This is a genomic window from Mycobacterium sp. M26 (assembly GCF_001494595.1).
GTDB lineage: Bacteria > Actinomycetota > Actinomycetes > Mycobacteriales > Mycobacteriaceae > Mycobacterium.
The window spans coordinates 2,617,033-2,631,094 of sequence record NZ_LN929908.1; the positions used below are offsets into that span (position 1 = coordinate 2,617,033).

Annotated in this window: 12 protein-coding genes; 4 read left to right on the top strand and 8 right to left on the bottom strand. The window is 67.6% G+C overall.

Translation table 11 applies throughout. The features are described 5' to 3' along the window. Window positions 1-41: 41 nt before the first annotated feature. Complete coding sequence (locus BN3385_RS21800) at window positions 42-749, bottom strand: lysoplasmalogenase (RefSeq protein WP_231748787.1); 708 nt, start codon at window positions 747-749, stop codon at window positions 42-44. Here BN3385_RS21800 and lipI point away from each other — a divergent pair. The 3 genes from lipI (at window position 748) to BN3385_RS21815 (ending at window position 3,688) form a co-directional block, all read left to right on the top strand. Beyond that, window positions 748-1,689 carry an esterase LipI gene (lipI, locus tag BN3385_RS21805; RefSeq protein ID WP_059019934.1) on the top strand — a complete coding sequence of 314 codons (942 nt, stop codon included), beginning with the start codon at window positions 748-750 and terminating at the stop codon, window positions 1,687-1,689. The genes BN3385_RS21800 and lipI overlap by 2 nt on opposite strands. 76 nt (window positions 1,690-1,765) lie before the next feature. Continuing rightward, on the top strand, window positions 1,766-2,161 hold the full coding sequence (locus BN3385_RS21810; protein ID WP_059019937.1) for a hemophore-related protein: 396 nt from the start codon (window positions 1,766-1,768) through the stop codon (window positions 2,159-2,161). 51 nt (window positions 2,162-2,212) lie between these two features. Further along, window positions 2,213-3,688: a flavin-containing monooxygenase gene (locus tag BN3385_RS21815; RefSeq protein ID WP_059019939.1), complete on the top strand. Its 1,476-nt coding sequence runs from the start codon at window positions 2,213-2,215 to the stop codon at window positions 3,686-3,688. 8 nt (window positions 3,689-3,696) lie between these two features. On the opposite strand, the gene metK is transcribed toward BN3385_RS21815, so the two are convergent. From metK to mihF, 5 genes are all read right to left on the bottom strand, one after another. Then, a complete protein-coding gene (gene metK, locus BN3385_RS21820; protein ID WP_059022292.1) occupies window positions 3,697-4,908 on the bottom strand; it encodes a methionine adenosyltransferase in 1,212 nt (403 codons plus the stop codon). Between the two features lie 118 nt (window positions 4,909-5,026). Continuing rightward, window positions 5,027-6,274, bottom strand: coding sequence for a bifunctional phosphopantothenoylcysteine decarboxylase/phosphopantothenate--cysteine ligase CoaBC (coaBC, locus tag BN3385_RS21825; protein ID WP_059019940.1), 1,248 nt, complete (start codon window positions 6,272-6,274; stop codon window positions 5,027-5,029). 22 nt (window positions 6,275-6,296) lie between these two features. After that, window positions 6,297-6,599 carry a DNA-directed RNA polymerase subunit omega gene (rpoZ, locus tag BN3385_RS21830; RefSeq protein WP_059019942.1) on the bottom strand — a complete coding sequence of 101 codons (303 nt, stop codon included), beginning with the start codon at window positions 6,597-6,599 and terminating at the stop codon, window positions 6,297-6,299. 95 nt (window positions 6,600-6,694) lie between these two features. Next, window positions 6,695-7,312 (bottom strand): guanylate kinase, encoded by a 618-nt coding sequence (gene gmk / locus BN3385_RS21835; RefSeq protein ID WP_156432845.1) that lies wholly within the window; start codon window positions 7,310-7,312, stop codon window positions 6,695-6,697. Between the two features lie 8 nt (window positions 7,313-7,320). Further along, window positions 7,321-7,638 (bottom strand): integration host factor, actinobacterial type, encoded by a 318-nt coding sequence (gene mihF, locus BN3385_RS21840; protein WP_011894593.1) that lies wholly within the window; start codon window positions 7,636-7,638, stop codon window positions 7,321-7,323. A gap of 486 nt (window positions 7,639-8,124) precedes the next feature. Between mihF and ctaD the strand changes: the two genes are divergently transcribed. Beyond that, window positions 8,125-9,846 carry an aa3-type cytochrome oxidase subunit I gene (gene ctaD / locus BN3385_RS21845; protein WP_059022295.1) on the top strand — a complete coding sequence of 574 codons (1,722 nt, stop codon included), beginning with the start codon at window positions 8,125-8,127 and terminating at the stop codon, window positions 9,844-9,846. 38 nt (window positions 9,847-9,884) lie between these two features. Here the strand turns inward: ctaD and pyrF are convergent, their stop codons facing one another. After that, on the bottom strand, window positions 9,885-10,712 hold the full coding sequence (gene pyrF / locus BN3385_RS21850; protein WP_059019944.1) for an orotidine-5'-phosphate decarboxylase: 828 nt from the start codon (window positions 10,710-10,712) through the stop codon (window positions 9,885-9,887). Further along, on the bottom strand, window positions 10,705-14,046 hold the full coding sequence (gene carB / locus BN3385_RS21855; protein WP_059019946.1) for a carbamoyl-phosphate synthase large subunit: 3,342 nt from the start codon (window positions 14,044-14,046) through the stop codon (window positions 10,705-10,707). Before carB ends, pyrF begins: the two co-directional genes overlap by 8 nt. Window positions 14,047-14,062 lie beyond the last annotated feature (16 nt).

Here is a 14,062-nt window from a genome sequence, read left to right on the forward strand (position 1 = left end):
TCGGTTGAGCGCACGCTATCGACGGCCACCGACAAGAAGTTTCAGTCGTCGGCCGCCGTCGTCCTGCCGAAGAAGAAGCCGGCCGTGATCAGGATCTGGGAGGTGGCGTACACCCACCAGATCGGCACTTCCAGCGCGTTGGATTCCAGCACGAACTTGCCGATGCCGATCATCCCGTCGGAGATCGCGAAGCACACCGCGCCCAGCGCCGTCCACACCGTTGGCAGCTGTGCCACCAGCGCCGCGCACACCATCGCACCGAGGACGCCGATATAAACCGTGACCGGGATCGTCAGCCCCTCGGTGACCAGCTTGGGCCAGAACACGACCAGAAGTCCGATGCAGAGCACCACCATCGCCGCCGCCGCAACCAGCCGCGGACCGCCCCGGCCGCGCAACGGCAGCAGGGCACCGAGATAGCAGAGGTGGGCGATCAGGAACGAGCCCAGGCCGAGCACGAACGACGGCTTCCACCACGGCATCGCCAGGAAGAAGTCGCCGCCGGCCGAGAACAGCAGTGCCGCGATCAGCCAGCGCCGCTCCCGGACGATCGGGTGCCACAACGCGGCCACCGCGAGCAACACCGCCATCAGGGCCTTCACTGCGGGCTGTCCCAGGAACCGTCCCGTCAGCTCGGCGTTCGCCGGTAGCTGCACCGCGGTGACCACGAGAAAGACGCCGTAGCCGAGGGCGGCAGCCGCCGCTGCCACCCACCACGCCGTCAGTGCCCGTGCGTACGGTGGGCTCATGCCAAGTTCGGACGACAGACCGCCGGTGGACGCCATCCTGCAGAAGGTACTGGACGCCGTGCCGTTCCAGTTGACGGTCGACGGCGGAATCGACGAAGCCCGCCGCCGCCTACGCGAGCTGCCGCGCCGCCCGGTCCATCCCGACCTGCGGGTCGAGGAACATCAGATCGACGGCCCCGGCGGCCCGATCCCGGTCCGCGTCTACTGGCCCGATGACGTGGTCAACCCACCGGTCACGATGTATTTCCACGGTGGCGGGTTCGCCGTAGGTGATCTCGACACCCATGACGGGACGGCTCGCGAGCACGCGGTGGCTGCAGAAACACTCGTGGTGTCGGTCGACTACCGGCTGGCCCCGGAGCACCCCTATCCCGCCGCCGTCGAGGATGTCTGGGCCGCCACCCGCTGGGTCGCCGAGAACGCCGGACAGTTCGGCGCCGACGCCTCCCGGCTGGCGGTGGCCGGCGATTCGGCCGGCGGCACGCTGTCGGCGGTCGTCGCTCAGCTGGCCCGCGACAGCGCCGGACCGCAGCTGGCCTTCCAGCTGCTCTGGTATCCCTCCACGATGTGGGACACCTCGCTGCCGTCGTTCGCCGAGAATGCCGATGCACCGGTGCTCGACAACGCCGCGATCGAGGCGTTCACCCGCTGGTATGCCGGTCACCTGGACCTGAGCAACCCGCCCGCCACGCTGGCGCCCGGGCGAGCTGAGGACTTGTCCGGGTTGGCTCCGGCCTACGTCGCGACCGCGGGCCACGACCCGTTGCGCGACGACGGCGCCCGCTACGCCGAGCTGCTCGCGGCTGCCGGTGTAACAGTTGAGCTGCACAATGCCGACACACTGGTGCATGGCTATCTTGGCTACGCGGGTGTGGTCCCGGCGGCGACCGAGGCGACACAGCGGGGTCTGGCGGCTTTGCGGGCAGCTTTACACGGCTGACCAGCCAACCTTGTCGCGGCCGTCCGCGACGGGCCACAATGGCAACACACGCCACAACAGGTAAGGACGCACCCCCATGAAGTTTGCTCAAGGAGCCACGACCCGGCGCATCGTCGGCCTCGGTGCCAGCTCGCTCGTCGCGGGTGTGGCCCTCGCCGTGGTCGCCGCACCGTCGGCCTTCGCGGCGCCCGACTGCAGCAAGGCGGGTGTCGACAGCGCCGTGGCCAACATCCAGAACCAGGCCCAGGCCTACATGAACAGCCATCCGGACGGCCAGAAGGTCCTGATGACGGCGGCCCTGCAGCCGCGGCCGCAGGCCGAGCAGACGCTCCGCAACTACGCCTCGGCCAACCCGCAGGAGTACGCCGACTTCAAGGCGATCCTGGCCCCGCTCGGAACGTTGCAGGACCAGTGCGGCGTGCAGGTGGTCCCGCCGCAGTTCCAGTGGGCGTTCGACGCGTTCGTCGGCTAACACTCGGCTGGTTCAGCGGGGCCACCGCCACCCGGATCGGAGGGACCGGAGATGCCGGATTTCCAGACGTTGATCGTCGGAGCCGGCTTCTCCGGCATCGGCGCGGCCATCATGCTCGACCGGGCCGGCCTCGGCGACTACCAGATCATCGAGGCCGGCGACGGCCCGGGCGGCACCTGGTACTGGAACACCTACCCCGGCATCGCGGTGGACATCCCGTCGTTCTCCTACCAATTCTCTTTCGAGCAGAGTTCGCAGTGGTCGCGGACCTATGCCCCGGGCCACGAGTTGCGGGCCTACGCCGAGCACTGTGTCGACAAGTACGGTCTGCGCTCGCGGATCCTGTTCAACACCACCGTCGCCGGGGCGGTGTTCGACGAGGCCGACGACCTGTGGCGGGTCCAGCTCGACTCCGGTGAGACCGTGACCGGCCGCTACCTGGTCAACGCCAGCGGTGTGCTCACGATCCCGAACCTGCCCGACATTCCCGGTGTCGACTCATTCGCCGGCCAAACTGTGCACACCGCCCGCTGGGATCACAGCGTCGACCTGACCGGCAAACGGGTGGCGGTGATCGGAACGGGCGCCTCGGCGGTACAGGTGATCCCCGAGATCGCGCCAATCGTGCAGCAGCTCAACGTTTTTCAGCGAACGCCGATCTGGTGCTTCCCGAAGGTCGACGTACCGATCTCGCGCGCCGCGCGGCTGGCCATGCGAATTCCGGGCGGCAAGGCCGTCCAGCGACTGCTGAGCCAGGCCTACGTGGAGCTGACGTTTCCCCTTGCAGCGCATTACTTCACGCTCAACCCGATGGCCAAGAAGATGTCGGAGGCCGGAAAGGCCTACTTACGCAAGCAGGTTCACGATCCGGTGGTTCGCGACAAGCTCACGCCCCGCTATGCGGTGGGGTGCAAGCGCCCCGGCTTCCACAACACGTATCTGTCGACCTACAACCGCGACAACGTCGACCTGGTCACTGAGCCCATCGACAAGATCACCGGCTCCGGGGTGGCCACCACCGACGGCGCCAGCTACGACGTCGACGTCCTGATCCTGGCCACCGGGTTCAAGGTGATGGACACCGACAGCGTGCCGACCTACCCGGTGACCGGCATCGGCGGGCAGAGCCTGGCGCAGTTCTGGGACACCAACCGCCTGCAGGCCTACGAGGGGGTCAGCGTTCCCGGCTTCCCGAACATGTTCACCGTGTTCGGCCCCTACGGTTATGTCGGATCCTCGTACTTCGCGCTGATCGAGGCCCAGACCCACCACATCGTGCGGTGCCTCAAGCAGGCCGAGCGCCGGCGGGCCACCCGGATCGAGGTCAAGCAGGAGGCCAACGACCGCTTCTTCGCCTCGATGCTGCGCAAGCGGCACCGCCAGATCTTCTGGCAGGACAGCTGCACGCTGGCCAACAGCTACTACTTCGACAAGAACGGCGACGTGCCGCTGCGGCCGGCCAGCACGCTCGAGGCGTACTGGCACAGCCGGCGGTTCCCGCTCGAGGACTACCGCTTCACGGCCTGACGGCCGCTCTAGACCGAGTTCTTGAGGTCCTCGACCTTGTCGAGGCGCTCCCACGGCAGGTCGATGTCAGTGCGGCCGAAGTGGCCGTAGGCGGCAGTCTGGGCGTAGATCGGCCGCTTGAGGTCCAGATCGCGGATGATCGCGCCGGGCCGCAGGTCGAAGACGGCGGTGATGGCCTTCTCGATGCGGGCCGGGTCGACGGTCTCGGAACCGAAGGTCTCGACGAACAGGCCGACCGGAGCCGCCTTGCCGATGGCGTAGGCCACCTGGACCTCCACCCGCTCGGCCAGACCAGCGGCAACCACGTTCTTGGCGACCCAGCGCATCGCGTAGGCGGCCGAGCGGTCGACCTTGGACGGATCCTTGCCGGAGAAGGCGCCGCCACCGTGCCGGGCCCAGCCGCCATAGGTGTCGACGATGATTTTGCGGCCGGTCAGGCCGGCGTCACCCATCGGGCCGCCGAGCACGAACTTGCCGGTCGGGTTGACCAGCAGCCGGAAGTCGGAGGTGTCCAGGCTCTCGTGGGCGAGTTCGTCGAGGACCGTGCTGACCACCTCGGCGCGGATGTCGGGGGCCAGCTGGCCGTCGAGGTCGATGCCCTCGGCGTGCTGGGTGGACAGCACCACGGTGTCCAGCCGCACCGGTGTGGTGCCGGCGTACTCGATGGTGACCTGGGTCTTGCCGTCCGGTCGCAGGTAGGCGAGCTTGCCGCTCTTGCGGGCTTCGGTCAGCCGCCGCGACAGGCGGTGGGCCAGCGCAATCGGCAGCGGCATCAGCTCGGGGGTGTCGCGGATGGCGTAGCCGAACATCAGGCCCTGGTCACCGGCGCCCTGGGCGTCCAGCGGGTCGGCAGCGCCCTCGACGCGCGCCTCATGCGCGGTGTCGACGCCCTGGGCGATGTCCGGCGACTGCGCGCCGATGCCAATGTTCACGCCGCAGGTGGTGCCGTCGAAACCCTTCTCCGACGAGTCGTAACCGATGTCGAGGATGCGTTCGCGCACCGTGTTGGTGATGTCGGCGAACGCCTCTTTGGCGTTGGTGGTCACCTCGCCGACGACATGGACCTGACCGGTGGTGACCAGGGTCTCCACCGCGACGCGGGAGCTCGGGTCCTGCGCCAGGAGCGCATCGAGCACCGAGTCGCTGATCGCGTCACAGATCTTGTCGGGGTGTCCTTCGGTCACCGACTCACTGGTGAACAGCCGACCCTTATCGCTCACGGTCACATCCCTTCCAATACTTAGTTGGGCAAATCGTATCGTTGGCCCCCCAAGACCCAACCGGGGCATCCCGTCCCGCGCAAGGTTTCAGCGCAATCCGAACGAGATCCCCTACCGCCTACCCGTCACTGCCGCGCAGGAACAAGGCGATCGCGTCCACGATACGGCTCGCCATGAGGGTCTTGGAACCGTGCTCCAGGGCGGCCTCGGTCCCGTCGGATCCGAGCAGCCAGCCGTCGTTGCTATCCACCTCGAAGGCGCGCCCCTCACCGACGGCGTTGACCACGAGTAGATCGCAGCCCTTGCGGGCGAGCTTGGCCCGGGCATGGAACAGCACATCGCCGTTGGCGTCACCGGTCTCGGCAGCGAACCCGACGATGGCCCGCATGTTGGGCAGCTGGCCGTCGGCACGCTGGCGCACGGCGCCGGCCAGTACATCGTCGGTGCGGACCAGCTCGATCGTCGGCCCCTCCAGGACGCCCGGTTGCTTCTTGATCTTGTTGGTCGCCACCGTCGCGGGCCGGAAGTCGGCCACTGCGGCCGCCATTACCAGCACGTTGGCGTCCGGTGCGTGCTTGGACACCGCTTCGTGTAGCTGGGCCGCCGAGGTGATGTGCAGGACGTGTACGCCCGCCGGGTCGGCCAGGCCGGCGGTGTTGCCGGCGATCAGCGTGACGTCGGCGCCGCGTTGAGCGGCCACTCGCGCGACGGCATAGCCCTGTTTGCCGGAGCTGCGATTGCCGATGAAACGGACCGGGTCGAGCGCCTCACGGGTTCCGCCCGCGGTCACCAGCACCTTGACGCCGGCCAGGTCGTGCGGCAGCGCGTCATGGCGGGACAGCAGCAATTCGGCGAAGGTGGTGATCTCCTCGGGCTCGGGGAGCCGCCCGGCACCGCTGTCGGAACCGGTGAGCCGTCCCGAGGCCGGCTCCAGCACCACCGACCCGCGCTCGCGCAGGGTGGCCACGTTGTGCTGGGTGGCCGGATGCTGCCACATCTCGGTGTGCATGGCCGGAGCGAACAGCACCGGACAGCGGGCGGTGAGCAGAGTGGCGGTCAGCAGGTCGTCCGCGCGGCCGGCGACGGCACGGGCGAGCAGGTCGGCGGTGGCCGGTGCGACAACGACGAGATCGGCCTCCTGACCGAGCCGGACGTGAGGAACTTCGTCGACGTCCTGGAACACCCCGGTGCGAACCGGATGTCCGGAGAGCGCCTCGAAAGTGGCGGCGCCGACGAAGCGCAGGGCGGACTCGGTGGGGATGACGCGCACGTCATGGCCGGCCTCACTGAGCTGGCGAACGACCGAGCACGCCTTGTAGGCGGCGATGCCTCCGGCCACGCCGACGATGATCCGCTTCGGGTTCATCTACCCGCCCGGCCCGGTACGACTACTCGCCTTCGGTGTGTTCGAGCAGGTCGGCGTGGATCTCGCGGAGCGCGATCGACAGCGGCTTCTCCTGCAAGCCCGGCTCGACCAGCGGGCCGACGTACTCGAGGATGCCGTCACCGAGCTGGTTGTAATAGTCGTTGATCTGGCGGGCCCGCTTGGCGGCGTAGATCACCAGCGCGTACTTGCTCGACACCCGGTCCAGCAACTCGTCGATGGGCGGATTGGTGATGCCCAGCGGCGTGTCATAGGCCGTAGCGGCACCCGGGGCCGGGTCGTAGTGATCCGTGCTGGCTTGCGTCACGTAGAGCTTCTTCCTGGGGGTAGATCGGGTCGAGATCGAGTCAGAACTGAGTCTGGTGGGGCAATTGTTCGGTCCGTGTCGGCCGCGCGCGCCCGCTACGGCGCGTTGCCCACCAGCAAGGATACCAATTCAGCGCACGCCGACTCCAATTGGCTGTTGACGACGACCACGTCGAACGAGTCCTGAGCGGCCAGTTCGGCGCGGGCGGTGTCCAACCGGCGCGCCATCACCTCGGGGGTTTCGGTACCGCGGCCGACGAGACGCTGTTCGAGGGCCTCCCAGCTGGGCGGCGCCAAGAACACCGACACCGCCTCGGGCATCGCCTTCTTGACGGCGGCCGCACCCGCCAGATCGACCTCGATCAGCACGGGATGGCCGGTCTCGGCCGCATGGGCCACCGGAGCGGCCAATGTGCCGGACCGATGCAGTCCGCCGTGGATGTCCGCCCACTCCAGCAGCTCACCGCGATCGATGAGCTGCTGGAACTCCCCGGGGGTGACGAAGTGGTAGTCGACGCCGTCCACCTCACCCGGGCGCGGGGCCCGGGTGGTGGCCGACACGCTGAAATGCAGGTCGGGCACCTGCTCGCGCAGGCGGCGGACGACGGTCGACTTCCCTACCGCAGAAGGCCCGGACAGCACCAGCACGCGACCCTGAGCCGCCTGCATCGGGGGCTCAGCGCCCCCGCCGTCCGGCCTTCCGCCGGCTTCCATCGACCTCCCTAGGAGAAGTCGAACTTTTCCAGCAGTGCCTTGCGCTGCCGATCGCCGAGGCCGCGCAGACGACGCGTCGGGGCGATCTCCAGCTCGGTCATGATTTCCTGCGCCTTGACCTTGCCAACCTTGGGCAGGGCCTCCAGGAGCGCGGAAACCTTCATCTTGCCGAGGACCTCGTCGGTCTCAGCGTCGGTGAGCACCTGCTTCAGGTTGGTGCCACCGCGCTTGAGCCGATCCTTGAGCTCAGCTCGCGCACGACGCGCGGCAGCAGCCTTTTCCAATGCGGCTGCGCGCTGCTCGTCGGTCAACTGGGGAAGGGCCACGGGTTCCTCCGTCTCATCACCATCATTGTTGTGCCTGGGCCGGGTTCTTCAGCCAGCGACGACGACCGTACCCACGCTGTCTGACGAAATCTAACCCCACCCCCTCGTTAGGGGTGCAAACCCGCAGGATATGGCCGAACAAGGTTGGTGCCGAATCTGCCCGGGGCAAAGGTTCTTGGGCCGTTGTGCGTGGCGACGGGATCGGCGGGAGAATCGGAAAATGCTCCCCTAGCTGCAGGTTTACTGGCGAGTAAATATTGGGCGGGTCGGGGGGCGATCCGGCCACCGCGATTTGTGGCCAATTTTCAGCCTTTGCGCACGCAGACGGCGTGTCGGGCGTGTCGCCGGACGCTGTTCGCGCAGAGCCGAGAGCGCGGTGTGGCAGCCGACACCCGGCCAACACGGGGGTATGGGCGGTGGATCCTCCGGCGACGGTCTAGAGTGCTCCACAGGGTGCTGTAGGAAAACTAGATGTTGGGAGACATCGTGGTTTCTGAGGCGCCCGAGGCTGCCCTTTTGCCGGCAAAGCGGCCCTTCCCCCATGGGGTTGGTCCGAAAGGTAATTTGATCTACAAGGTCATCACGACCACCGATCACAAGCTGATCGGGATCATGTACGTGATCACCTGTTTCGTCTTCTTCGCGGTCGCCGGTGTGATGGCGCTGTTCATCCGCGCCGAATTGGCGGTACCGGGTCTGCAGTTCCTGTCGAACGAGCAGTACAACCAGCTGTTCACCATGCACGGCACGGCGATGCTGCTGTTCTACGCCACCCCGATCGTGTTCGGGTTCGCCAACCTGGTGCTGCCGCTGCAGATCGGCGCCCCCGACGTGGCCTTCCCCCGGCTGAACGCACTGTCGTTCTGGCTGTTCCTGTTCGGCGCGCTGATCGCGCTGGGCGGCTTCATCACCCCCGGCGGTGCCGCCGACTTCGGCTGGACGGTCTATGTGCCGCTGTCCGATGCGGTGCACAGCCCCGGCGCCGGTGCGGATCTGTGGATCCTCGGCGTCGCGGTCGGCGGTCTGGGCACCATCCTCGGCGCGGTCAACATGATCACCACGATCGTCTGCATGCGCTGCCCCGGCATGACGATGTTCCGGATGCCGATCTTCACCTGGAACATCTTCGTCACGTCGATCCTGGTGCTGCTGATCTTCCCGCTGCTGACCGCCGCAGCGTTCGGCCTGGCCGCCGACCGGCGCCTGGGTGCGCACATCTACGACCCGGCCAACGGCGGTGTCACGCTGTTCCAGCACCTGTTCTGGTACTTCGGCCACCCCGAGGTGTACGTGCTGGCGCTGCCGTTCTTCGGCATCGTCTCGGAGATCTTCCCGGTGTTCTCGCGCAAGCCGATCTTCGGCTACACCACCCTGATCTACGCCACGATCAGCATCGCGGCACTGTCGGTGGCGGTGTGGGCGCACCACATGTACGTCACGGGAGCCGTTCTGCTGCCGTTCTTCTCGTTCATGACGTTCCTGATCGCGGTGCCGACCGGCATCAAGTTCTTCAACTGGATCGGCACGATGTGGCGAGGCAGGCTCACCTTCGAGACGCCGATGCTGTTCTCCATCGGCTTCCTGGTGATCTTCCTGCTCGGTGGTCTGTCCGGCGTGCTGCTGGCCAGCCCGCCGCTCGACTTCCACGTCAGCGACACCTATTTCGTGATCGCCCACTTCCACTACGTGCTGTTCGGCGTGATCGTGTTCGCCACCTACGCCGGCATCTACTTCTGGTTCCCGAAGATGACGGGGCGCCTGCTCGACGAGCGGCTGGGCAAGCTGCACTTCTGGCTCACCGTCATCGGATTCAACCTGACGTTCCTGGTGCAGCACTGGCTGGGCAACATGGGCATGCCGCGCCGCTACGCCGACTACCTGCCGTCTGACGGGTTCACCACCCTGAACATCGTCTCGACCGTGGGCTCGTTCATCCTCGGCATCTCGATGCTGCCGTTCCTGTGGAACGTATTCCGCAGCTGGCGTTACGGCGAGGTCGTCACCGTCGACGATCCGTGGGGCTACGGCAACTCGCTGGAGTGGGCGACCTCCTGCCCGCCGCCGCGGCACAACTTCACCGAGCTGCCGAACATCCGCTCCGAGCGGCCCGCCTTCGAGCTGCACTACCCGCACATGGTCGAGCGAATGCGGCGCGAAGCCCACGTCGGCCGTGAGCACCACCACGATGGGGAGAAGGCGAAGGTCTGAGGCCAGGGCCTGAGGCCAAGGGTTGAGGCGTCGCTCGCCTACCCCGCGAGGTAGGCGAGCGCGTCGCGCATCGACTCTCCTGCGCGCCGGACCGCAGCGAAATCCGGTCCGGCGCGCAGTATTTCGCGCGAGACCGCGGGCAGCAGCTGGCCCGGCCGGGCGCCGCCCAGACCACCGAGTGTCTCCGGCCGACCGCCCTGTGCGCCCACCCCGGGTACCAGCACCGGCCCGCCGAGATCGCTGACGTCGGGTACCTGGTCCAGGGTGGCGCCGATGACGACACCGACCGAGCCCGGCTGCGGAAGCACCGCCCGGTTGACGGTGGCGGCGGCATCGACGATCGTCTGCGCGACGGTGCGCTCCCCCGCCCGGGCCAGTTGCACGCTGGCGCCCTCCGGGTTCGACGTGGCGGCCAGCACGAACACACCGCGGCCGTTGGCGGCGGCAAGGTCCAGAAGTGGTTGCAGCGAGCCGAATCCGAGATACGGCGAGGCGGTGACGGCATCAGCGGCCAATGGGCCGTCGCCGGCCCAGGCCTGCGCGTAGGCCGCCATCGTCGACCCGATATCACCGCGCTTGGCGTCGGCGAGCACCAGCACCCCGGCTTCCTGCAGCGCCGCGGTGGTGCGCTCGAGGACGGCGAAACCCGCTGAGCCGTAGGCCTCGAAGAACGCCACCTGCGGCTTGGCCACAGCGAAGCCCGCATACGCCTGTACGCAGATGTCGCAGAACCGGGCCAGCCCGTCGACCGAGACCGGCAGATCCCAGGCGGTCAGCAGCTCGGGATGCGGGTCGATACCCACACACAGCGGACCGCGCGAGGCAATCGCCGCGGCCAGCCGGGCCCCGAAGCCCTCCTCACTCATGGCCGAGCGTGGCGTGCAGCTCCTGCAGCGAGCGCACGTCGATGTCGCCGCGGATACCGGCCTCGATGCCCTGCACCGCCGCCGAGGCTCCCTGCACCGTGGTGATACACGGGATGTTCATCGACACCGCCGCCGCGCGGATCTCGTAGCCGTCGATGCGGGGACCCGAGTTGCCGTACGGGGTGTTGATGACCATGTTGACCTCACCGGCCAGGATCGCGTCGATGGCCGACATAGCGGGCCGCCCGTCACCGGGTTCCTCGAAGTGCTTACGCACCACGTCACACGGAATTCCGTTGCGCCGCAACATCTCCGCGGTACCCTCGGTGGCCAGCACCCGGAAGCCGAGATCGGCCAGGCGCTTGACCGGGAACACCAGGGAGCGCTTGTCCCGGTTCGCGACCGAGACGAACACCGTGCCGTCGATCGGCAGTGAGCCGTAGGCGGCGGTCTGGCTCTTGGCGAAGGCGCTGCCGAAGTCGTGGTCGATGCCCATGACCTCGCCGGTGGACTTCATCTCCGGGCCGAGCAGCGAATCGATACCCGTGCCGTCGGCGCGGCGGAAGCGGTGGAACGGCAGCACCGCCTCCTTGACCGCGATCGGCGCGTTCGGCGCCACGCTGGCCCCGTCACCGGTGCGGGCCAGCACACCTTCGGCGCGCAACTGGGAGATGCTGGCGCCCAGCATGACCCGGGCACAGGCCTTGGCCAGCGGAATGGCGGTGGCCTTGGAGACGAACGGGACGGTGCGGCTGGCACGCGGGTTGGCCTCCAGCACGTAGAGCACATCGTCCTTCAGTGCGTACTGCACGTTGAGCAGGCCGACCACCCCGACCCCGTGGGCGATCGCCTCGGTGGCACGCCGGACGGCCTCGATATCGCTGCGCCCCAACGTCACCGGGGGCAGTGCGCAGGCGGAGTCACCGGAGTGGATCCCGGCTTCCTCGATGTGCTCCATCACTCCGCCGATGTAGACCTCGGTGCCGTCGCACAGGGCGTCGACGTCGATCTCGATGGCGTCTTCCAGGAAGCGGTCCACCAGCACCGGATGCTCCGGGGACAGCTGGGTGGCCCTGGTGATGTAGCCGTGCAGGGTCTGCTCGTCGTAGACGATCTCCATGCCCCGCCCGCCCAGGACGTAGGACGGCCGCACCAGAACCGGGTAGCCGATCCGGGCCGCGATGTCGCGGGCCTGCTCAAAACTGGTGGCGGTGCCGAACTTCGGCGCGGGCAGGCCCGCATTCGTCAGCACCTGACCGAACCGGCCGCGGTCCTCGGCCAGGTCGATCGCCTCGGGCCGGGTGCCGACGATCGGCACCCCGGCATCGGACAGTCGCTTGGCCAGGCCCAGCGGCGTCTGTCCACCGAGTTGCACGATGACCCCGACGACGCCGGGACCGCCCTGCCCGGACTCCGATTCGGCGTGGTAGACCTCCAGGACGTCCTCGAAGGTCAGCGGCTCGAAGTACAGCCGGTCGGCGGTGTCGTAGTCGGTCGAGACGGTCTCGGGGTTGCAGTTGACCATCACCGTCTCGAATCCGGCCTCGGTCAGCGTGGTGGCGGCATGCACACAGCTGTAGTCGAATTCGATGCCCTGGCCGATGCGGTTGGGTCCCGAGCCCAGGATGAGCACCTTGGGCTTCTCGGTCTGCGGGGCCACCTCGGTCTCGGCGGCCGGATCGAGTTCGTAGCTCGAGTAGTGGTAGGGCGTCTTGGCCTCGAACTCCGCCGCGCAGGTGTCGACGGTCTTGAACACCGGGTGGATGTCGAGCCGCTGACGTAGCGCCCGAACCCCGGCCTCCCCGGCCAATTCCGGCCGCAGCGCGGAGATCTGGCGGTCCGAAAGGCCGTTGTGCTTGGCCCGGCGCAGCAGTTCCTCGTCCAGGACGGGGGCGTCGATCAACTCGCGGCGCAACGCCACCAGACCGTTGATCTGCTCGACGAACCACGGGTCCACCCCGGAGGCCTCGGCGACCTCTTCGACACCGGCGCCCAGCCGCAGCGCCAGTTCAATGTCATAGAGCCGGCCCTCGGTGGGCGTGCGCAGCCGGTCCAGCACGTCAGAGACCCAGCCGTCGTCGTCCGGCCCGGTCCAGAATCCGGCCTTGGTGGTCTCCAGCGAGCGCATCACCTTGCCGAGCGCCTCGATAAAGTTGCGGCCCAACGACATCGCCTCGCCCACCGACTTCATCGTGGTGGTCAGCGTCGGGTCGGCGCCGGGGAACTTCTCGAAGGCGAACCGCGGCGCCTTGACCACCACGTAATCCAGGGTCGGCTCGAAACAGGCCGGGGTTTCCTTGGTGATGTCGTTGACGATCTCGTCCAGGGTGTAGCCGATGGCCAGCTTGGCGGCGATCTTGGCGATCGGGAAGCCGGTGGCCTTCGAAGCCAGCGCACTCGACCGCGACACCCGGGGGTTCATCTCGATGACGATCAGGCGACCGTCCTTGGGGTCCACCGCAAACTGGATGTTGCAGCCGCCGGTGTCCACGCCGACCTCACGCAGGATCGCGATACCCAGATCGCGCATGGTCTGGTATTCCCGGTCGGTCAGTGTCATCGCCGGGGCCACGGTCACCGAGTCGCCGGTGTGCACGCCCATCGGATCGACGTTCTCGATCGAGCAGACCACGACCACGTTGTCGCGGCCGTCACGCATCAGTTCGAGTTCGTATTCCTTCCACCCGTAGATGGATTCCTCGATGAGCACGTTGGCAGACGGTGATGCCGCCAGGCCGTCTCCGGCCATCCGCTCGACGTCCTCCAGTGAGTGCGCCATGCCGGATCCCAGGCCGCCCATGGTGAACGAGGGCCGCACCACCACCGGCAGGCCGAGCTCGCCGACGGTCTCGCGGACTTCGGCCATGGTGTAACACACTCGGCTGCGGGCAGATTCACCGCCGACCTTGGCGACGATGTCCTTGAACTTCTGCCGGTCCTCGCCGCGCTGGATGGCTTCGAAGTCCGCCCCGATGAGCTCCACGCCGTAGCGTTCCAGCGCGCCGTTCTCGTAGAGCGCGACTGCGGTGTTGAGCGCGGTCTGACCACCCAGGGTGGCCAGCAGCGCGTCGATGCGGTTGCCGCGGGCGGCCTGCTGGGCGAACACCTTCTCGACGAAGGCCGGGGTGATCGGCTCGACGTAGGTGTAGTCGGCGTACTCCGGGTCGGTCATGATCGTCGCCGGGTTGGAGTTGACCAGGCTGACGGTCAGCCCTTCCGAGCGCAGCACCCGGCAGGCCTGGGTGCCCGAGTAGTCGAACTCGCAGGCCTGTCCGATGACGATCGGCCCGGAGCCGATGACCAGAACGTGGTTGAGGTCGGTGCGGCGCGGCATTATTTCTCCTCGCGAG